Source organism: Candidatus Blastococcus massiliensis AP3 (assembly GCF_000582785.1).
GTDB lineage: Bacteria > Actinomycetota > Actinomycetes > Mycobacteriales > Geodermatophilaceae > Blastococcus > Blastococcus massiliensis.
This window is the reverse complement of the sequence record NZ_HG931173.1, coordinates 269,150-288,286: the sequence shown is the minus strand read 5'-3', so window position 1 is coordinate 288,286 and position 19,137 is coordinate 269,150. Positions and strand designations below refer to the sequence as shown.

The 19,137-nt window shown below is 71.4% G+C and carries 17 protein-coding genes and 2 pseudogenes; 7 read left to right on the top strand and 12 right to left on the bottom strand.

Translation table 11 applies throughout. The annotated features are described in order from the left end of the window. Positions 1-2: 2 nt before the first annotated feature. On the bottom strand, positions 3-1,139 hold the full coding sequence (locus tag BN344_RS01380; protein ID WP_081788296.1) for an alpha-hydroxy acid oxidase: 1,137 nt from the start codon (positions 1,137-1,139) through the stop codon (positions 3-5). A gap of 13 nt (positions 1,140-1,152) precedes the next feature. Between BN344_RS01380 and BN344_RS01375 the strand changes: the two genes are divergently transcribed. The 3 genes and pseudogenes from BN344_RS01375 to BN344_RS21110 form a co-directional block, all read left to right on the top strand. Then, positions 1,153-1,476, top strand: a complete 324-nt coding sequence (locus tag BN344_RS01375) for an Rv2175c family DNA-binding protein (RefSeq protein ID WP_040336729.1) — start codon at positions 1,153-1,155, stop codon at positions 1,474-1,476. A 43-nt stretch (positions 1,477-1,519) separates the two neighbouring features. Then, positions 1,520-1,879, top strand: coding sequence for a lycopene cyclase domain-containing protein (locus tag BN344_RS01370; protein ID WP_040336728.1), 360 nt, complete (start codon positions 1,520-1,522; stop codon positions 1,877-1,879). Further along, positions 1,783-2,085: pseudogene (locus tag BN344_RS21110) on the top strand (hypothetical protein); the annotation flags it as partial. The gene BN344_RS01370 and the pseudogene BN344_RS21110, both read left to right, overlap by 97 nt. Here BN344_RS21110 and BN344_RS01365 read toward each other — a convergent pair. Genes BN344_RS01365 through BN344_RS01355 form a run of 3 tightly spaced genes read right to left on the bottom strand, consistent with a single transcriptional unit; the run spans position 2,082 to position 5,666 of the window. Then, on the bottom strand, positions 2,082-3,035 hold the full coding sequence (locus tag BN344_RS01365) for a phytoene/squalene synthase family protein (RefSeq protein ID WP_040336727.1): 954 nt from the start codon (positions 3,033-3,035) through the stop codon (positions 2,082-2,084). The pseudogene BN344_RS21110 and the gene BN344_RS01365 sit on opposite strands and share 4 nt — an antisense overlap. After that, the gene (crtI, locus tag BN344_RS01360) at positions 3,032-4,537 is read right to left on the bottom strand and encodes a phytoene desaturase family protein (RefSeq protein WP_040336726.1); all 1,506 of its coding nucleotides are present in this window, start codon (positions 4,535-4,537) and stop codon (positions 3,032-3,034) included. The genes BN344_RS01365 and crtI overlap by 4 nt, the downstream gene beginning before the upstream one ends. 1 nt (position 4,538) lies before the next feature. Further along, positions 4,539-5,666, bottom strand: coding sequence for a polyprenyl synthetase family protein (locus BN344_RS01355; RefSeq protein ID WP_231486414.1), 1,128 nt, complete (start codon positions 5,664-5,666; stop codon positions 4,539-4,541). 179 nt (positions 5,667-5,845) lie between these two features. On the opposite strand from BN344_RS01355, the gene metF reads away from it, so the two are divergent. Next, on the top strand, positions 5,846-6,763 hold the full coding sequence (gene metF / locus BN344_RS01350; protein ID WP_231486413.1) for a methylenetetrahydrofolate reductase [NAD(P)H]: 918 nt from the start codon (positions 5,846-5,848) through the stop codon (positions 6,761-6,763). Here metF and BN344_RS01345 read toward each other — a convergent pair. The 6 genes from BN344_RS01345 to BN344_RS01320 all read right to left on the bottom strand — a co-directional run bounded on the left by BN344_RS01345 (position 6,747) and on the right by BN344_RS01320 (position 15,249). Further along, positions 6,747-7,400 (bottom strand): hypothetical protein, encoded by a 654-nt coding sequence (locus BN344_RS01345; RefSeq protein ID WP_231486412.1) that lies wholly within the window; start codon positions 7,398-7,400, stop codon positions 6,747-6,749. The genes metF and BN344_RS01345 overlap by 17 nt on opposite strands. Positions 7,401-7,429: 29 nt before the next feature. Beyond that, the gene (locus BN344_RS01340) at positions 7,430-8,326 is read right to left on the bottom strand and encodes a hypothetical protein (RefSeq protein ID WP_040336723.1); all 897 of its coding nucleotides are present in this window, start codon (positions 8,324-8,326) and stop codon (positions 7,430-7,432) included. Continuing rightward, positions 8,323-11,415 carry a type I restriction endonuclease subunit R gene (locus BN344_RS01335; protein WP_040336722.1) on the bottom strand — a complete coding sequence of 1,031 codons (3,093 nt, stop codon included), beginning with the start codon at positions 11,413-11,415 and terminating at the stop codon, positions 8,323-8,325. The genes BN344_RS01340 and BN344_RS01335 overlap by 4 nt, the downstream gene beginning before the upstream one ends. Next, on the bottom strand, positions 11,415-12,638 hold the full coding sequence (locus BN344_RS18745; protein WP_155858701.1) for a restriction endonuclease subunit S domain-containing protein: 1,224 nt from the start codon (positions 12,636-12,638) through the stop codon (positions 11,415-11,417). The genes BN344_RS01335 and BN344_RS18745 overlap by 1 nt, the downstream gene beginning before the upstream one ends. Beyond that, a complete protein-coding gene (locus BN344_RS01325; RefSeq protein ID WP_231486411.1) occupies positions 12,635-14,584 on the bottom strand; it encodes a type I restriction-modification system subunit M in 1,950 nt (649 codons plus the stop codon). The genes BN344_RS18745 and BN344_RS01325 overlap by 4 nt, the downstream gene beginning before the upstream one ends. Before the next feature lie 212 nt (positions 14,585-14,796). After that, complete coding sequence (locus tag BN344_RS01320; protein WP_040336720.1) at positions 14,797-15,249, bottom strand: hypothetical protein; 453 nt, start codon at positions 15,247-15,249, stop codon at positions 14,797-14,799. 281 nt (positions 15,250-15,530) lie between these two features. Between BN344_RS01320 and BN344_RS01315 the strand changes: the two genes are divergently transcribed. Then, the gene (locus BN344_RS01315; RefSeq protein WP_231486410.1) at positions 15,531-16,148 is read left to right on the top strand and encodes a CDP-alcohol phosphatidyltransferase family protein; all 618 of its coding nucleotides are present in this window, start codon (positions 15,531-15,533) and stop codon (positions 16,146-16,148) included. Positions 16,149-16,304: 156 nt separating this feature from the next. Continuing rightward, positions 16,305-17,282 carry a PfkB family carbohydrate kinase gene (locus BN344_RS01310; RefSeq protein WP_040336719.1) on the top strand — a complete coding sequence of 326 codons (978 nt, stop codon included), beginning with the start codon at positions 16,305-16,307 and terminating at the stop codon, positions 17,280-17,282. Positions 17,283-17,302: 20 nt separating this feature from the next. Here BN344_RS01310 and BN344_RS01305 read toward each other — a convergent pair whose 3' ends face one another. Beyond that, on the bottom strand, positions 17,303-17,965 hold the full coding sequence (locus tag BN344_RS01305) for a flavin reductase family protein (RefSeq protein WP_231486409.1): 663 nt from the start codon (positions 17,963-17,965) through the stop codon (positions 17,303-17,305). A 106-nt stretch (positions 17,966-18,071) separates the two neighbouring features. On the opposite strand from BN344_RS01305, the gene BN344_RS01300 reads away from it, so the two are divergent. Continuing rightward, positions 18,072-18,956: an alpha/beta hydrolase fold domain-containing protein gene (locus tag BN344_RS01300; protein WP_081788294.1), complete on the top strand. Its 885-nt coding sequence runs from the start codon at positions 18,072-18,074 to the stop codon at positions 18,954-18,956. Here BN344_RS01300 and BN344_RS20475 read toward each other — a convergent pair. Then, a pseudogene (locus BN344_RS20475) lies at positions 18,928-19,137 on the bottom strand (glycosyl transferase); the annotation flags it as partial. The gene BN344_RS01300 and the pseudogene BN344_RS20475 sit on opposite strands and share 29 nt — an antisense overlap.

Sequence of the window (19,137 nt, the reverse complement as noted above, 5' to 3'; positions counted from 1 at the left end):
GGCTATCTCGCCGGGACGACGGTGTCGCGAGGCACCGACCGGACGTCGTCCACGCCACACAGCGCCATGGTGTGCGCGAGCTCCTCCCCGAACCCGTCCAGCACGCGGGCGACGCCGTCGGCACCCCCGGCGGTCAGCCCCCAGATCGTGGGGCGACCGACGAACACCGCGCGGGCGCCGAGGGCCAGGGCCGTGAGCACGTCGGACCCCGAACGGATGCCGCCGTCGGCGTAGACCTCCACGTCGCCGCCGACCGCGTCGACCACCTCGGGCAGGGCGTGCGCGCTGGCGACGGCGGGGTCGACCTGGCGCCCGCCGTGCGTGGACACCCAGACCGCGGCCGCGCCGGCCCGCACGCAGCGGACGGCGTCGTCGCCGCGCAGCACGCCCTTGACCACCACCGGCAGCCCGGAGAGCCGGCCGAAGCGGGCGATGTCGTCGAAGGTCCAGGTCGCCGTCGCCAGGTCCTGCAGAGAGGGCCGGGCGCCGTCAGCCGGGTGGTTGGCCATCCGCAGCCCGGCCGGCAGCGCGAAGTCCGAGCGCAGGTCGCGGCGCCGGCGCCCCAGCAGGGGGAGGTCCACGGTCAGCACCAGCGCCCGGTAGCCGGCGTTCCCCGCGCGGCGGGCGAGGTCCTCGGTGTGCGCGGTGGAGTGCAGCCGGTAGAGCTGGAACCAGGCAGACGAGCCGGCGCTCGCCGCGGCCACCTCCTCGAGGGTGTGCGTCGCACTGGTGGACACGGTCATGAGCGCCCCCGCGGCCGCGGCGCCGCGAGCGGTGGCGAGCTCGCCGTCCGGATGGGCCATGCCCTGGTACGCCCACGGCGCGACCCCGATCGGGCTGCCGACCGCGGTGCCGAGCAGGTCGGTGGACAGCGGCACCGAGGTGATCCCGCGCAGGACCCGCGGGCGCAGCCGCCACGACCGCCAGGCCTCCGGCGCCTCCGCCAGCGTCGTCTCGGACTCCGCCCCGCCGGCGTAGTAGTCGAAGACGTCGGCCGGCAGGTGCGCGCGGGCGTCGTCCTCGAGCTGACCCAGGTCCAGGAAGGGCGGCTCGGCGGGCACGTCCTCCGGCGTCGGCTCGCCGACGGCGCGCCGTCGCTGGCCGGGCACCGGGCTGTCGGCTGGTCGTGGAGGAGCCATAGGCTCGCACCCTATGGACACGCTCACCCCCACGGAGGTCGCGCAGCTCCTGGGCACCTCGCCGAACCGGGTGCGCCAGCTTCTCCGCGACCGCAAGCTCATGGCCGTCCCCGGCAGCGGGAACGGCAAGATCCCGGCCGCCTTCGTCCAGGACGGCGTGATCCTCAAGCACCTGCCCGGGCTGCTCACCGTGCTCAAGGACGGCGGGTTCACCGACGAGGAGGCCTTCGACTGGCTGTTCCGGGAGGACGACACACTGCCCGGCACGCCCGTGCAGGCGCTGCGCGACGACCGGCACACCGAGGTCACCCGCCGGGCCCAGGCCTCGGCGTTCTGAGCCCGGTGCATCCGCGGCCGGTCCCGGCGCGGAAGGTGGTGCCGTGGAGCCGCTGACCTACCTCGGTCTGCTGGTGGGCTGCCTGGTGGTGACGGCGCCGCTGGAGCTGGTGCTCCGGGTCCGGGTCTACGCCCGCTGGCGGCGGTTCCTGATCGCGATCGTCCCGGAGCTCACGGTCTTCATCGCCTGGGTGCTGTACGCCATCGACCAGGGGCACTGGGACTACTCCTCGGTGCGCACCCTCGACATCCGGCTGCCCGGCGGGATCCCGCTGGAGGAGGCGTTGTTCTTCCTCGTCGTCCCGCTGTGCTCGGTGCTGGCGCTGGAGGCGGTGCGCAAGGTGACGGGCTGGGACGCCGGCTACCCGCGCGAGGAGGCCCTGCCGGCGGGGGAGTGCGCGTGAGCTACAGCGCGCTGGCGGTGCTCGCGGTCGTCGCCGTCCTGGTCGTGGACCTGGCGGTCTACCGGACCCGGATGGTGACCCGGAAGGTCTTCTGGACCGCCTACGCGATCATCGTGTTCTTCCAGCTGCTCATGAACGGCGTGCTCACCGGTCTGGACGTCGTGGTCTACGACGAGCGGACGATCTGGGGACCGCGGATCGCCTACGCGCCGGTGGAGGACCTGCTCTTCGGCTTCGCCATGGTGACGCTCACCCTGGCCAGCTGGGCGGCGGTCAACCGGCGGGCGAACACCGCCAGGCGCCGCGGCTTGGACACCGACACGCGCCCGTCGAGCACCCGGTAGTCGGCGCGCTCGATCTCGCGGAGGATGCCGCCGTAGAGGTCGGTCGCCGCGCGCACGCAGTCCCGCGACTCGGGGGCGAGCATCGGCGTGCCCAGTGCGGCGTCGTCGTAGCGGCGGCGGGTGATCGCGACCATCTCGCGCATCAGCGCGGCGAACCCGGGGGAGTGCCGCTTGGCGGCGAGCTGCTCGCGGGTGACCCCGTGGGCGGCCATGAGGTCCGCGGGCAGGTAGACCCGCCCGCGGTCGACGTCCTCGGCGACGTCCCGGAGGAAGTTGGTCAGCTGGAAGGCCTCGCCGAGCGCGATCGCGTGCGGGGCGGCCTCCTCGCGGGCCACCCCCGGCGCGGTGCCCAGGACGGGCAGCACCTGCAGGCCGATGACCGACGCCGAGCCCCACATGTACCGGTCGAGGGCGGCGAGGTCGGGATAGGAGTCGACGTCGAGGTCACTGGTCATCGCCGCGAGGAAGTCGACGAGGTGCTCGACGGGGATGTCGTAGCGGCGGTAGGTGTGCACCATGGCCAGGCGGACGGGGTCCTCCGACCAGCCGGCCTCGAGCTCGGCGAGCAGCGCCCGCGACCACTCCGCGAGGTCGCCCTGCGGGTCGGCCCCGGGCAGGTCGACGAGGTCGTCGGCGGTGCGGGCGGCGGCGTAGAGCGCGTGGACGGCGGGCCGCCGGTCGGCGGTCAGCAGCCGGGTGGCCAGGTGGTAGCTCTTGCCGTGCTGCGCGGCGATCGCCGCGCAGTGTGCGTAGGCGGCCTCGAGCTGCTGCTGCCGGGAGGCCTGGGTGCCCGGCGGGTGGACCAGGGTCACGACGTCCGCCCGGTGATCCGTTCGGCGGCCAGCCGCCCGCTCATCAGCACCATCGGCACGCCCACTCCGGGCTGCACCGACGAGCCGGCGAGGACCACGTTCTCCGGGCCGCTGCGCGGCAGGGTGGACGGCCGGAAGGGGCCGGTCTGCCCGAAGGTGTGTGCCAGCGCGAAGGGGGTGCCGGCCGCCATGCCCTGCGCCGCCCAGGTGTGCGGGGTGTCCATGTGCTCGACCTCGATCGCCTCGGTGATGCCGCGGTAGCCCCGGGCCTCCAGGGTGGCCAGCAGCTCCTCGCGGTAGCGGGGCGCCAGCGCCGTCCAGTCGAGGTGCGGGTTGCCGCCGCTGCGCGGGTCCAGGTTGGGCGTCGGGGCCACCACGCTGAGCACCTGGCAGTGCTTCCCGTCCGCGGAGTCGGGCGCCAGCGTCCTGTCGGTCACCGACGGCATGCTGATCAGCAGGCTCGGGTCGCTCATCGGCCTGCCGTCGCGGGTCAGCTCGTCGAACACCTGCTCCCAGGCGGCGCCGAAGCTGATCGTGTGGTGCGCCTGGCCGGGCAGCTCCGCACGCACGCCGAGGTGCAGGGTCACGCAGGAGGGCGACCACACCGGCCGGCGGGGTGCCCGCAGCCCCGGCACCAGCCGCCACGGGGCGTCGGCCGTGACGACGACGGCGTCCGCGGGCACGGTCTCGCCGTCGGCCAGGCGCAGGCCGGTCACCCGCCGTCCGGACGTGGTCAGCTCGGTGACGCTCGCGTCGTACCGGAAGGTCACGCCGGCGTCGTCGGCGGCGGCGGCCAGCGCCCGGGGGACCGCGCCGATGCCGCCCTCGGGGTGCCAGACGCCGGCGCCGATGTCGAGCTGGGCGATGACGGCGTAGGCGGCGATGGCGCGGAACGGCGAGACGCCCGCGTAGAGCGCCTGGAAGCTGAACAGCCGGCGCAGGCGGTCGTCGGTGAAGTACTTCCCGACGTGCGAGGACAGCCGCCCGAACCCGCCCCGGCGGGCCAGCTGCCACAGCTCGGGACCGACCAGGTCGAGCGGGGAGTCCAGGTTGCGGTCGATGAAGGTGGTCAGCTGCAGCCGGTAGAGCTCGGCCAGGTCGGCCAGGTAGCGGCGCAGCGCGTCGGCCTCCGCCGGTCCGCAGACACGGGCGACCTCGGCGGCGAACGCGTCGGGGGCGGCGTGCACGTCGAGGGAGGACCCGTCGGAGAACTGGGCGCGGTAGCTGGTGTCCAGCCGGGTGAGCGTCAGCCGGTCGCCGGGCTTCTCGCCGACGGCGGCGAGCGTGTCGGCCAGCACCTCGGGAGCGGTGAACACCGAGGGCCCGGTGTCCAGCACGTAACCGCCCGACTCGATCCGGCCCGCCCGCCCACCGGGACCGGGCCCCCGCTCGACCACGGTGACCTCGCGCCCGGCGCCGCGCAGTCGCAGCGCCGTGGCCAGGCCGGCCAGCCCCGCGCCGACGACGACGACCCGGTCGGTGGGGCCAGGGACGGTCCGCACGTCAGGCGGTGCGCGTCGTCGCCGCGACGGCGAGTGCGTCCAGGGCGGCCTTCGCGTCGTCGGCGAGCGGGGCGCCGGCGATCGCGGTGCGTGCCCGGGCCGTGCTCTCGGCGATGCGCTGCTCCACGCGGTCGCGGGCACCGGTGTCCACGATGAGGCCGCGGAGCGCGTCGAAGTCCTCCTCGCGGGCGGCGGCGTTGCCCAGCAGATCGGCGAGCAGACGGCGGCCCCCGGCGTCGGCGGCCTCCTCGGCCAGCGCGATGAGCAGGGTCTGCTTGCCCTCGCGCAGGTCGTCGTCGGCGGACTTGCCGGTGACGGCCGGGTCGCCGAAGACCCCGAGGACGTCGTCGCGCAGCTGGAACGCCTCGCCCAGCGGCAGGCCGATGGCGGTGGTCGCCTCCACCACCCGCGGCCCGGCACCGGCGATGGCGACGCCGAGCTGCAGCGGGCGCTGGACGGTGTAGCCGGCGCTCTTGTAGCGGGCGACGCGCAGGGCGCCGTCGGGGCCGGGCAGACCGCCCGCGGCACGCAGCAGGTCGAGGTACTGGCCGGCGGTGACCTCGGTGCGCATCGTGTCCCAGACCGCGCGGGCCCGGCTGAGGGCGGCCTCGGAGATGCCCGAGCAGCGCAGCAGCTCGTCGGACCAGACCAGCGCCAGGTCGCCGACGAGGATCGCCGCGCCGGTGCCGAACAGGTCGCCGTCACCGGAGAGGGAGTAGGCGGCGTGCCGGGCGGCGAAGCCGACGTGGGTGGCCGGGCGGCCGCGGCGGGTGACCGCGCCGTCCATCACGTCGTCGTGGACCAGGGCGCTGGCGTGCACGAACTCCAGGGCGGAGACCGCCCGGAGCACCGCGTCGTCGTCCTCGGCCGCGCCCGGGCCGGTGTCGCGCGCCCCGCGCCAGCCCCAGTACGCGAAGGACGGGCGCAGGCGCTTGCCACCGGCGGCGAGCGCCGCGACCTCGTCGACGACGGGCGTCAGGCTGGCGTCCATCCCGGCCAGCGTCGTGCGCTGGCGCTCGAGGAACTCGGTCAGCGCCCCGGAGACCGCGGAGCGCAGCCGGTCGAGGTCGGCGGCGGCGAGCGACGGCACCGGGTGGGCGGCCGTCCCCTGCGAGGTCCCGGTGGTCACCTGGCCAGTATCGCCCCAACGGGTCGGGCGCGATGGTTCAGCCAGGGTGGGGAGCGCGCTGCCGTGCATGGGTGGGTCCGCCTTCCACGTCGTCCGTTCGGGGGCTCTTCGCTCCACGGGGGGAGTTCGGATGCGGTCGTGCCCGGCTTTCCCCGCACGGGTCCGTACCCTCGTTGCCCGTGACCCAGACCGTGCGTGAGCTGCTGGCCTCGGAGCGGCCGACCTGGTCCTTCGAGTTCTTCCCGCCGAAGACGCCCGACGGCGAGACGCAGCTGTGGACGGCGCTGCGCCGGCTGGAGGCGCTGCGGCCGTCGTTCGTCTCGGTGACCTACGGCGCCGGGGGCTCCACCCGTGAGGGCACCGTGTCGGTCACCGAGCGGATCGCCACCGAGACGACGATGACGCCGATGGCGCACCTGACCGCCGTCGACCACAGCATCGGCGAGCTCCGGCACGTGATCAGTCGACTGGCCGCTGCCGGGGTCCGCACCATCATGGCGCTGCGCGGCGACCCGCCGGGCGCGGATCCGCAGGCGGACTGGATCGCTCACCCCGAGGGCCTGCAGTACGCCTCGGAGCTCGTCGAGCTGATCAAGTCGATGGGCGATTTCTCCGTCGGCGTCGCCGCGTTCCCGGAGCGGCACCCGCGGTCGCCGGACTTCGACACCGACGTCGACATGTTCGTGGCCAAGTGCCGGGCCGGCGCCGACTTCGCCGTCACGCAGATGTTCTTCCGCGCCGAGGACTACCTGCGCATGCGCGACCGGGTCGTGGCCCGGAGCTGCGACGTGCCGATCATCGCCGGGATCATGCCGGTGACGAACGCCAAGCAGATCAAGCGGATCGTGCAGCTCTCCGGCCAGGCCTTCCCGGCCGAGCTCGCCGAGCGGTTCGAGGCGCTGGACGGCGAGCGCCCGGAGGACAAGGCGGCGGTGCGCGCGTACGGCGTCGAGATCGCCACCGAGCTGTGCCGCACGCTGCTGGACGAGGGCGTGCCAGGCATCCACTTCATCACCATGAACCGCTCGACGGCGACGGCGGAGGTCTACGGCAACCTGGTCGGGCAGCCCGCCGGAACGGTCACGCCGGCGCGCTGAGCCCCTCGGCCAGCACGGCCGCGGTCCGGGCGGCGGCGCGGCGCAGCCCCTCGCGCTCGGCGGCGTAGCCACCGGCCACGCCGACGACCGGGATGTTGGAGAGCAGCCGGTGCCGGAGCTTGCCCTTCGGGCGGGCGTCGAGCGCCTCGTCGATGCGGCTCAGCAGGCGGGCCACCCGCCAGATCGTGCGGACGGCGCCGCGGGCGCCCTTGCGCTCCTCGGCGGCGCCGAACGCCTCCCCGCGGTAGGTGCCCCGGCTCTTCACGAGCAACGGCGCGACCTCGGACGGCGGCAGGTTCCGGTCGAGGAGCACTCGGGCGAGCAGGGACACCCGCTCCGCGGACCCCGTGACGCCGTGCTCACCGGCGACACCGAGGACGACGACCGACTGCACCGCCGTCCCCACCGTGTTCTGCAGCGGGAGCAGGTCGGCGAGCTTGCCGGCGAAGCGGGGAACGGCGGAGACGCCGGCCGCGACCCGCGAGACGCGGTGGGCCCACCACGCGTCCCGCTCGGTCTGCGGCAGCTCCGGCGGCCGGCCCAGCCGGGCGGCGAGTGGAGTGGCCAGCCGGTCGACCCGGCGGAGGACGTCGACGACCACGGCGTCACTGATCTGGGCAGCCATGCGAGGGGACATGCCCGGGGCGTGCGTATTTCACGCCGGGACTAACGGGGAAGGCCGCCGGGCTGGTCGGGCGGCTCGGCCAAAGGAGCTCGTGTCCGGGTCATGAGATCCAGCAGCTCCGTCATCGCCGCCCGCACACCGGCGATCTCGTCGGCGACGCCGCTCAGTCCACCGTCCCCTCGCCCGGAGGCGTACGCCGTCTCGATCGCGAGCCCCTCGATCTCGGTCGCGCTGCGCTCGAGTCGCTCGAGTTCGGTGAGGTGCTGCAGTTCGGCGGACAATTGCGCCGTCTGGTCGCGATAGCGGATGAGTGCGTCGGCGCGGCGGCCCAGTTGTCGAGCGGTGTTCTCGAGTGCTTGGTACTGACGTTCCCAGTAGTCGGCGGCGGGCCCGCTGGGCCTGGCGCCGAGGGCAACGCGAGCGTTGCGGATTCGCAGCGCCAGGTCGGTGATCTGGTGGACCTCGGCCCATCCGTCGAAGGCGGCCCGGCTGGACGCGAGGAAGGGTGACGACCAGGCCGGCTCACGCACGGTCTCCAGCCAGGCTCGACTCGCAGCGCCGGCGACGCGCGCCTCGGTCGTGTCCCACGAGGCGAGCAGCTGTTCTGGCGTCCGCCCCTTCTGCTGGTCAGGTTCCGCGGGAGTGGACCGCCGGGACCACCAGATGGCAAGGCCGCCGAGTGCCCATCCCGCGACTCCGATGCCGCCCTGCAGGTCCTCGGAGATCGAGCTGAACGGAGCGGCCAGGAATGGTGCTCCGAAGAACACGAGGAGGACCTGCTGCCAGAGCTCCCACCCTCTCCAGCGCCGGGCGAGGCGTCCGAGCAGCCCCGTTGCAGGCGGACGCTCCGAGCGCGGAGGGCCGCTGACGACGACCAAACGCCCGTCCATCAGGTAGCGGTCGGGCCACAGGGCGGATCCGTCGAGCTCCGGTGTCATGCGGCACGCTCGTCGTGCTTCCGGCGAGCGGCCTTCCACGTCTCGGTGCTGATGACCTCCTGGACGGCAGCGGCGAAGGTCTCGTTCTCGGTGACGGCCTTGATCAGCCGGTGAGCGTCCTCCTGACTCTGGAACAGCGCACCAACGATCTTGTCCAGACCCATCGTGAGGCCGAACTGCTCCTCGGTGTTGTCGGCGGCCCGCTGCTGGACGTCCTCGTCGTCGGACAGGATGCTGGGCAGCCCGACGTAGATCTGCAGCATCTCGGCCTGGCTGAGGTCGATGCCGTGCGCGGCGTTGAAGGTCTGGATCAGTTCGGAGAGCTTGATCATCAGCGCCTCCTCGACGGTGCTTCCGCGGCCCTCGCCGGTGAAACTTTCGATCTCGCCGCTGCTCTCGCCCGGAGCGTTGCTGCCGCTGGTCTGCACGCCCGCCTGGTGGCCGATGAACTCCAGGGCGGTGTCGCCGAGGTCGATTGCCCCCGATTCGGTTGGCGCGTCCTTGAGCTTGGCGAGCAATAGCTTGCCGTAGAGGTAGAGGCTCTCCAGCTCCTCGTCGGTGAACTTCATGACCTGGCCGAGGAAGGCGTAGGCCCGCACGAATGCCTTGAGTGCGTCGCGCAGGTCGTCGAGCTCGTGCTCGGGCAGGTTCCCCGCACGAAGCACGGCAGGGTCGACGTTGGCCGACACAGTGGCGTGGGTCGCGGAGTTGCCGAGCAAGAAAGCGGTGACGGCCCTCGGCTGCTCCTCCGGGTCGATGACGTGGTGGTTCTCGATCCGGGTCTGGAGGTTGTAGAGCAGGTTCGGGTCGGTTTCTTCGGTCCAGCTCGTCTCGTAGAACGGCGCGAACTGCTCGCGCATCTCGTCCGCGGTGTTGCGGAAGTCGAGGACGAACGTGTCCTCCTTACCGGGGTGGATGCGATTGAGCCGGGAAAGGGTCTGGACCGCCTTGACGCCCTCGAGCTTCTTGTCCACGTACATCGTGTGCAGCAGCGGCTCGTCGAAGCCGGTCTGGTACTTCTCCGCGACGATGAGCAACTGGCCTTCGTCGTGGAAGCGCTGCTTGGTCTGCGTCTCGGGGAAACCGTTGAGCCCGCTCTCGGTGACGGCGTCGCCGGGAACGTCGGGGTCGATGACACTGCCGGAAAAGGCGACCATCGCTCGGATGCCGGTGAGCTGCTTCTTCTCCAGGTACCGCTGGACGGCGGCGCGGTAGCGGACGGCGTGCAGGCGGCTCCCGGTCACCACCATGGCCTTGCCCTGGCCGCCGATCTTCTTTGCGGTGACGGTGCGGAAGTGCTCGATGATGATCTCGGCGCGCTGGTCGAGGTTCGACGGGTGCAGGTCGACGAAGCGCGCGAGCGCGACGGCCGCCTTGCCTTTCTCCACCTCGGGGTCGTCGCTGGTCAGCCCGTTGGCGAGGCGGTAGTAGCGCTTGTAGGTCACGTAGTTGGCTAGCACGTCGAGGATGAAGCCCTCCTCGATCGCCTGCCGCATCGAGTACAGGTGGAACGGCTCGTAGACCGTCGTGCCCGCCTCGTCGCGCGGCGTGCCGAACAGCTGGAGCGTCTTGCCCTTCGGTGTGGCCGTGAACGCGAAGAACGACAGATTCGGGCTGCGTCCGCGGGACTCGGCGGACTCTGCAACCGGGTTCGTCGACTGCACGGCGCTGGTGATAGTCGAGACGAGTAGATCCTGGTCGTCGGCCTGCGCTGCCTCCGCGCCGGCCGCATCCGCTTCCGCTGCAGTGAGTGGATCGGCGCCGCCCAGCACCTTCTTCAGGCCCTGCGCCGCGTCGCCGGACTGGGAGGAGTGCGCCTCGTCGACGATGACGGCGACCCTCTTGCCGATGACGGTGGCGTCCTGAGCGATCACCGGGAACTTCTGCAGCGTCGTGATGATGATCTTCGTCTTGGCGTCGGCCAGCGCGGCCTTGAGCTGCTGGGCGTCCTGGTCGATCCGCTGCAGCAGCCCCTGGACGTGCTCGAAGCCGGAGATGGTGGCTTGCAGCTGGGCGTCGAGCACCCGCCGGTCGGTAATGACGACGACCTTGTCGAAAACCAGCTCGTCGGTGCCTATGCCTGCGCCTGCGCCTGCGGCCAGCGTGGCCGGGTCGCTAGGGGAGTGGAGGTCGGCCAGCCGGTGGGCGAGCCAGGCGATCGAGTTGGATTTGCCCGAGCCGGCGGAGTGCTGCAGCAGGTAGTTCTGCCCGGCGCCGTGGACGGCGGCGTGGGCGGTGAGCCGCTCGACGACGTCCCACTGGTGGTACCGGGGGAAGAGGACCTTGCGCCCGCCGGGCTTGGGAACCTCCTCCTGCACGTAGCGGTGCAGCAGGTCCAGCCATGTGTCGGGGGCCCATACCTGCTCCCACAGGTAGGCGGTGCGGTGCCCGTGCGGGTTGACAGGGTTGCCCTTGCCACCCTTGCGTCCAGGACCGTCCGAGCCCTGGTTGAACGGCAGGAATACGGTCCTCGGGCCGTCGAGCTTCGTGGTCATGAAGACGACATCGGGGTCGACAGCGAAGTGTGCCAGGGCCCGGCGGGCGAAAATCCGGTCGGTCGGGTTGCGCTGTTTCGGGTCGCGGTACTGCGCCTTGGCGTGCTCGACGGTCTGGCCGGTGAAGTGATTTTTCAGCTCGGCCGTGGCGACCGGGATGCCGTTGGCAGCCAGCATCAGGTCGAGCGACTGGTGCGGCGAGCTCTCGCTATGGTGCAGCTGCCGATACACCAGCAGGCGGTTCTTCGCGTAGTTCTCCACCAGTTCGGGGGCGAGCCCGTGGGTCGGACGGAAGAAGGCGAGCTGGATGCGCTGGCCGGAGTCTTTGACGCCGCGGCGCAGCACCTGGACGACGCCGTGCGCGTCGATCTCCTCGGCGATCCTCTTCACGATCTTGGGGACGACGGCGTTCCCGTGCCGCTCGGTCAGCTTCGCCCAAACCTTCGGCTGGGTCTCCTGGACGAACTCGACCAACTGGACCGGGTCGAGGCCGAGCGCGACGTCGTAGTCGGTGGGGGAGCCGTGCCGCCAGCCGTTGGTGAGGAGGTGAGCCTCGATCGCGGCTTCGAAGTCCGATTCGGTGTGCCCTGCCATCACGCCACCGCTCGAGCTGTGGTGACGTCGAACTGGCCAGACACGGCAGCGGTAATCAAGGACTGCCGTCGCTCCTCGGTTAGCGCCATCTGTCTCGAGAGAAGGCTGCGGAGCAAGTCATTCTGCATCGCATCTGCTTCTGCGTCCTCGACGAAGGTCTCTTGGAGAGCGAGCGGCGGGACGGGTAGCGCGAGCGCGCGTAAATCGTCGGTGCGAATGTTCACCATGCTCTGCGAGGTCCCGGTCGCTGACAAGGCAAAGTGGTCCCGAACCTGTCGCGTGCGCCCGATCAGCGCTACATAACTCGCGTCCAGGTCGTCCTTCAGGCGAAGTCGAAACAACTTGTCGCAGAGAAGGAGTCGCTGGCGGGAGCCGTTGGGCACAACTGCCATCTCGCCGACAAGCCTAGGACTATTCGCTCGCGAGATAAGTAGGTCGCCTGGGCGCACCTCGTAGGCCGCCTGAGCAGACAGATCCGTAGGTAAAGCCTTCGACTCGTCTGCTCGGAAGGTGCCTGCCTTGACGGCGCTGACTTTCAGGACGCCCCACTCCTGTTCGGAGGGAACGCGATCCTCACATTGGGGGCTCCAGCCTTGTTCGATCCGCCGGAAGTATCTACCAAGCGGCGCTACGTCGAACTCCGCAGCCAAGTCGAGCACTCGCTGCTCGAGTCTGGCGATCAGGCGTTCGTCAAGCAGCGAGAGTTGCCTCACGCGGGCGGAGGTCAGGCGATCGAGGCGGCTTAACTGATCGTCGAGAAAGTTCGCGATCCGCTCCTGCTGATCCCGATTGGGGGTAGGAATCTGGAGGTGTGTGATGTGCAGCGGCTCGACTCGTTGGTGGCTTCGCGTGACGGAGCGGACCTGCGAGTCCAGGTGCTGGCGGGTCGACTCGGATAGTAGGCAATATGTTAGAAAGCGCGGGTCGCAGTCCACTGGACGAAGCGGTACGAATTCCGTGGAGGCAAGAAGGGGAAGCGCGGCTGGTCTTGCGCGCGCAACGCGACTCTTGCGGGGATTCAGGCGACTGATCAGAACCTCATCGCCTGATAGAAGCAGCTTCCCAGACTTGATGTTGGCGGCGGGCTCGACCGTGGGCTCGCCTGTCGCCTCCAAAGCGGGAATGTTGTAGTGAACGACGTCGCCATCAATAGTCGCAGGTTCTACGACGAGGCGGACCTCATCAGCGACCGTCCAGAGTGGTCGCAACGGAAAGCCGGTCATCGCTTAAGCCCCGCGAGTACCTGCTGGATCTCCGCCTCGACCCTCTCGAGCTCAGCGTCGATCTCCGCCAACGGTCTCGGAGGGACGTACTTGTAGAAGAAGCGGGTGAACGGGATCTCGTAGCCGATCTTGGTCTTGGTGTGATCGATCCACGCATCGGGAACGTGCGGCAGCACCTCGCGCTCGACGTACTCGTCGACGTCCTCGGTGAGTGAGACGTTCACGTTGTCGCGCAGGTCCGGGTCGGGGAGTGGGTCCCCCTTCTTGTCCGTGACGATCGGCGCGTCCGGGTCGGCGACCGCGGCGGCCGACAGCACAGCCTTCTTGATGGTCGGCGGCAGGCCGATCTGCTTGCGAGCTGTGCACGCGTTGAGCAGACGCTTGTTGAACGCCGCCTCGGTCTGCTCCGACGTCCCCAGCAGATCGGTGAGGGCGCCGAGCAGTGCGTCGTGGGTGCGCCGCGCGTCGTCGTCCGCAACCGTCAAGGCGACCACCGGTTTGGAGGAACGGACTGCCTCGATCGTCTCCTCGGTCACCGTCCAGCGGCGGCGGAGCGGGCGCTCGACGGTGATCCGGCGGAAGCCGAACACGTCGTCGTCGAAGACCTTGACGCGCTCGTCGGCCTCCGCCAACTCCGGGGCATCGTGGTATAGCCGGGTGATCTCCTCGATGTGGGCGTCGTCCAGGTACTTGCGCTTGTCACCGAGGGACTTGCGCATCTTCGACCACTCGCCGCGGGCGTCGACAAGCGCGACCTTGCCTTCCCGCTCGGAGCGCTTGCGATTGGTGACGATCCAGACGTAGGTGCTGATCCCGGTGTTGTAGAAGAGCTGGTCGGGCAGCGCGACGATGCCCTCGAGCCAGTCGTTCTCGATGATCCAGCGGCGGATGTTGCTCTCGCCCGACTCGGCCGCCCCGGCGAACAGCGGGCTGCCGGAGAAGACGATCGCCACCCGGCTGCCGCCCTCCTCGGCCGGCTTCATCCGGGCGATCATCTGCTGCAGGAACAGCAGGGAGCCGTCGGAGACGCGGGGGAGTCCGGCGCTGAACCGGCCGCCCGGCTGCTTGGACTCGGCGACGATCGCGTCCTTCGACTTGTTCCAGTCCACGCCGAACGGCGGGTTCGCCAGCAGGTAGTCGAACCGCTTGTCCGCGTGCCCGTCAGCGGTCAGCGTGTTACCCAGCACGATGCGCTCGGGGTCCTGGCCCTGGATCAGCAGGTCCGACCGCGCGATCGCCCACGTCTCGGGATTGAGTTCCTGGCCAAACATCTCCAGCCGGGCCTTCGGGTTGAGCCGGGTCAGGTACTGGTCGGCGATGTTCAGCATGCCGCCGGTGCCGCACGCAGGGTCGTAGATCGAGCGCACCGGCGCGGTGCCGGTGAGCACGTCGGAGTCCTCACCGAACAAGAGGTTGACGAACAGCCGGATGACCTCACGCGGGGTGAAGTGCTCACCCGCGGTCTCGTTGGAGAGCTCGGAGAACCTGCGCAGCAGCTCCTCGAAGATGTAGCCCATCGCGTGGTTGGGCACGACCTCCGGCCGCAGCTCCAGGTCGGCGAACTTGCCCAGCACCAGATACAGCAGCCCGGCGTCGTCGAGCCGGGTGATCTGCTCGTCGAACCGGTACTTCTCCAGCACCTGCGCCGCGCCAGGGGAGAAGGCCCCGATGTAGGCGCGCAGCTGCTGTGCCAGGTTGTTGGGGGAGTCGAGCAGCTTGGTGAAGGTCAGCGGGCTGACGTTGTAGAACGGCACCCCGGCGGCGTCGCGGAGCAGAACATCGGGATTGTCGGTCACACCCTTGAGCTGCTCGGCTCGGGCGAGCACCTTCGGCTTGGTCTCCTCCAGCACGGCGTCCAGCCGGCGCAACACCAGCAGCGGAAGGATCACCCCGCGGTATTCCGCCGGCTTGTAGTCACCACGCAGCAGGTCGGCGACCTGCCACACGAACTGAACCTTGCCCTCGAACCCATTCACGCGTACTGCCCCGTTCCGATTGCTCGCTTGCCGACTCTGCCTGCTCGCAGGGCGACGGGAAAGGGTCTACCCGATGTCGTCGCCCCGGGCGGCGAGGCGCCCGCTCGGGCGCGACGGCCGCGGCTGGTGGGGTGATTGGTGGGGGACCGCCTGGACAGGGTTGGCGAAGAGAGTGCGACGGGCTACTCCACGGTCGGACGCTGACGCGTGGTGCGAGGCGGCCGCCGGATGAGATCGCTGTCCTCCGGGAGTCGGGACACGTATTGGAAGCCATCCACTGCGGTGGGGTCGTAGGCGACTACAACGTCCTCCCTCCGCAGAGTGGCACGCCAGCTGTCCAGACGCTCTCGATCGCTCGCCGAGATGGGGAAGCCCTCGCGCACTCGTGCTTCCACTCGCAGCATCTGCAAGGGGTAGGCGTTGCGGTGTCGATTCTCAACCGACCACGGGATGAGTTCGGCGTCCCTGGCGATGCGACGCTGGAGCCCGCGTCTGCCGCGGAAGTTGCCGAACATGGACGGGACCGTCTCGATGCCGTACTTGCGCCGGTACTCGGCCACCATCCAGCCGTAGGTTCGCCCCTCCTCGAACCAGCGGATGACCTCGCGCTCGTCTTGAATCTTCGATGCCGGCATCCCGTGTCCGCCCTCCCTCGGTCCCTGCGCCGTCCTTCGCCGGCACGCTCGTCGGTCTACCTGAGGGTCGGCAGCGTCGCCGGTATGTCGGCGCCGGCCCCGTGAGCCATGGGGCAGGCGTGACTGAGAGTCTCTTGACCGTTCAGGAATGCCTAGTGTCGCTGCCCATGCGAGAAGGTCTGGGAGAGCGTGTCGTGCAGGAGGCGAGGTGCTGAGTCGGGAGGAGTACCTGGCCGCCTGGTCGCGGTGGCACGGCGGCAGCGACACGTCGTCCCCCGCTCGTGCGCGGCTGGCTGACCCTGGCCCACACGCTGGCCCGACCTCTGGCGGGGCTGCCGCCGGTCGTCGCGACGGCGGCGGGGCTTGCCGTCGCCGCGGCCGCCGTCGGCCCGGCCGCGGCCGGTGGCGCCTGGCTGGTGGCGGCGGGGCTGCTGGTGGGGCTGTCCGGGCTGCTGGACAGCCTGGACGGGGCGCTGGCGATCGGCACCGGCCGCGCGTCGCAGCGCGGATACGTGCTCGACTCGGTCGTGGACCGGCTCACCGAGGCCGCCTACGCCGCGGCGTTGTGGGTCGCCGGGGCGCCCGGGTGGCTGGTCGTCCTCTTCGGGGCGCTGTGCTGGCTGCCCGACTACCTGCGCGCCCGCGCCGGTCAGGCGGGCGTGGACCGGACCGGGCCGATCTCGCTGTGGGAGCGACCCACCCGGGTGCTCATGGCGGGCTTCACCCTGGGCGGGGCGGGCGTCGTCTCGGGGCTCGAGGTCGCGGGGGTGGACGGCGCCGTGCTGACCGTGACGTGCGGAGCCGCGGTGGGCGCGCTGCTCGGTGCGGTGGGGACGGCGCAGCTGTGGCTCTGGCTGCGGTCGGAGCTCACCGGGCCCGGCCGGGCCGACCCGGGCTGAGCGCGGTTCCGCGGGCCGGCAGGGACCTCGGGACCGCGGACACCGGGTGCGCCGCCTAGGGTGTGCGGTGCTCGACCCCCGTTCGTCCCGTCATGCAGGCCCGCTCGCGAGCCGGCGCCCGCGCCCCTCCGGAGCCACATCCCCCAGGAGCAGCACGTGCCCGTCGTCGTCACCGGCTCGATCGCCACCGACCACCTCATGACCTTCCCCGGCAAGTTCGCCGAGCAGTTCGTCGAGGGTCAGATGGAGAACGTCTCGCTCTCCTTCCTCGTCGACGACCTCGTGCAGCACCGCGGAGGAGCCGGGGCGAACATGGCGTACGGGCTCGGCCTGCTCGGCCTGGGGCCGGTGCTCGTCGGTGCGGTCGGGAGCGACTTCGCCGAGTACGAGGCCTGGCTGACCCGGCACGGGGTGGACACCGGCAGCGTGCACCGGTCGGAGTTCAAGCACACGGCGCGGTTCGTCTGCACCACCGACGCGGCCAACAACCAGATCGCGTCCTTCTACTCGGGCGCCATGTCCGAGGCCGGCGAGATCGAACTGGGCCCCGTGGCCGAGCGGGTGGGTGCCCCCGACCTCGTCGTCATCGGCCCCAACGACCCGAAGGCGATGGAGCGGCACACCGAGGAGTGCCGGCAGCGCGGCTTCCGGTTCGCCGCCGACCCCAGCCAGCAGCTGGCGTGGGCGGACGGCGAGCTGATCAGGAACCTCGTCGAGGGCGCGGACCTGCTGTTCACCAACGAGTACGAATCGCACCTGCTGCAGCAGAAGACCGGCTGGACCGAGGGCGACGTGCTGTCCCGCGTCGGCACCTGGGTCACCACCCGTTCCGCCCAGGGGATCCTGGTGCGGCAGGCCGACGCCGAGCCCATCTCGGTGATCGCCGTGCCGGAGACCAAGCCGATCGAGCCGACCGGCGGCGGTGACGCTCTCCGCGCCGGGTTCATCGCCGGCCGCACGTGGGGGCTCGGCCTGGAGCGTGCCACCCAGCTCGGTTCGGCCGTGGCCACGGCCGCCGTCGAGGTCGTCGGCACCCAGGAGTACGACCTGCCCCGCGAGAGCTTCCTGCGCCGGTTCGCCGAGGCGTTCGGCGCCGAGGCCGCCGACGAGGTCGCCGCGCACCTACCGCGGTAGGGCGTCGAGGTCGCTGATGGTCATGCTCCGTCGCTGTCCCTCCTGAGCCGTTCGCCGATGGAGGGGTCCTCGGACCAGCGGCGGTAGGAGATCCGGGAGATCTCGCGGACCTCGCCGATCGTCGACCACTCGTTCCCGCCCAGCCGGGCCAACGGCTGCAGGTGCTCGATCCGCGGCCGGCCCTCGCGCACCGCCGACGCCGCCACGGTGATCAGCTGCACGCGTCCGAAGACCACCGTGCTGTCGCCCAGCCGCACCGTCGAGTGCAGCGTGCACTCCACCGCGACCGGCGAGCCGGCCACCCGCGGCACCCCGACCCGCTCGCCGGCCGTCAGCGGGACGCCACACTCCTCGGCCTCGCTCATGCCGGCGGGGAAGTCGGTCGCGGTGGCGTTGATCTGCTCGAACAGCGCCTCGGGGGCGAGGCTCACGGTGAATTCGCCGGTGGCCTCCACGTTGCGGAGGGAGTCCTTGCGGCCCACCGAGGTGAACTGGACGACCGGCGGGGACACGCAGGCCACCGTGTAGAAGGAGTGCGGCGCGAGGTTGAGCACGCCGTCGGCCGAGCGGCTGCACACCCACGCGATCGGACGGGGGACGACGACGGAGTTCAGCACCCGGTAGAAGGCACCGGCGTCCATCTCGTCGGGGTCGAACAGCACGCGCTCGGCGGGGTCGGTCACCGGCCCATCGTGGCCGGACGGCCCGGCACCCGCGCGGGCGGGGCGGGCGCGACGCCTAGGGTGGCCCCGCACGAGGGACGCCGGACGAGGGAGCGCGGACGCGAGCATGAGCCTGCAGATGACGGTCGTCGCGGCGTTCCTGCGCCTGGCCTACAAGCCCCGGATGGCCACGGCGGAGCGCGGGCGTGCCCGGCTGGCCGAGCCCAAGGGTCCGTCCGGTCCGCCGGCGAAGCTGCGGACCCGGCACGAGGTCACCACCCGGCAGGTCGGCGGCTTCGACTGCCACACGGTCGCGCCCACGGGCCGCCCGGCCGAGCGGGCCGCGATCTACCTCCACGGCGGGGCGTACATCAGCGAGATCGCCCCGCAGCACTGGGCGCTGATCTCCCGGCTGGCCGACGCCGGCGTGCGCGTCGAGGTGCCGTCCTACGGTCTGGCCCCGCAGCACACCTACCGGGACGCCTATCCGTTCGTGACCGCCGTCTACCGCGACCTGCTGAGCAGCACGGGCGCCGCGGCGGTCACCCTGCTCGGCGACTCCGCCGGGGGCGGTCTCGCGCTCGGGCTGGCGCAGGAGCTGTCCGCGGCGGACCTCTCGCAGCCGCGCCGGCTGGTGCTCGTCGCGCCGTGGCTGGACCTGACCCTGAGCAACCCGGACCTCCCTGCCGTCGAGGCCCGCGATCCGTGGCTCAGCAGCACCGGCCTGCACGTCGCCGCGGCGGCGTGGGCGGGCGGGGACGATCCGACCGGTCCCCGGCTCAGCCCGCTGAACGGACCGCTCGCCGGGCTGGCCCCGATCGACGTCTACGTCGGGACCCGCGACATCTGCCTGCCCGACTCGCTCCTGCTCCGGGACCGCGGCGCCGCGCAGGGCGCGCAGGTGCGGCTCGAGGTCTGCGAGGGCGCCGTCCACGTGTACCCGCTGGTGCCCACCCCCGAGGGCCGGTCGGCCGCGCGCCGGATCATCGAGGACGTGGCGACGGGCTCGTAGCGGGGACGGCGGACGGCAGGGGCCGGTCCCGCCAGCGGAGCGTGCCGCGGCGGTGCCCCCGGACGGACCGGACCATCAGCAGGTCGAAGACCACGATCGACAGCGGGTGCGCCAGCGCGTCCGGCCACGTGCGGCTCCCGGTCGCCGACGCGACCGCCGCCCGGCCCGCCGCGCCGGCGAG

Bases quoted from the DNA above. Each gene is read 5' to 3' on its own strand.
- BN344_RS01380 (WP_081788296.1), bottom strand. From the start codon at position 1,139: ATGGCTCCTCCACGACCAGCCGACAGCCCGGTGCCCGGCCAGCGACGG.
- BN344_RS01375 (WP_040336729.1), top strand. From the start codon at position 1,153: ATGGACACGCTCACCCCCACGGAGGTCGCGCAGCTCCTGGGCACCTCG.
- BN344_RS01345 (WP_231486412.1), bottom strand. From the start codon at position 7,400: ATGTCCCCTCGCATGGCTGCCCAGATCAGTGACGCCGTGGTCGTCGAC.
- BN344_RS01340 (WP_040336723.1), bottom strand. From the start codon at position 8,326: ATGACACCGGAGCTCGACGGATCCGCCCTGTGGCCCGACCGCTACCTG.
- BN344_RS01335 (WP_040336722.1), bottom strand. From the start codon at position 11,415: ATGGCAGGGCACACCGAATCGGACTTCGAAGCCGCGATCGAGGCTCAC.
- BN344_RS18745 (WP_155858701.1), bottom strand. From the start codon at position 12,638: ATGACCGGCTTTCCGTTGCGACCACTCTGGACGGTCGCTGATGAGGTC.
- BN344_RS01320 (WP_040336720.1), bottom strand. From the start codon at position 15,249: ATGCCGGCATCGAAGATTCAAGACGAGCGCGAGGTCATCCGCTGGTTC.
- BN344_RS01300 (WP_081788294.1), top strand. From the start codon at position 18,072: ATGAGCCTGCAGATGACGGTCGTCGCGGCGTTCCTGCGCCTGGCCTAC.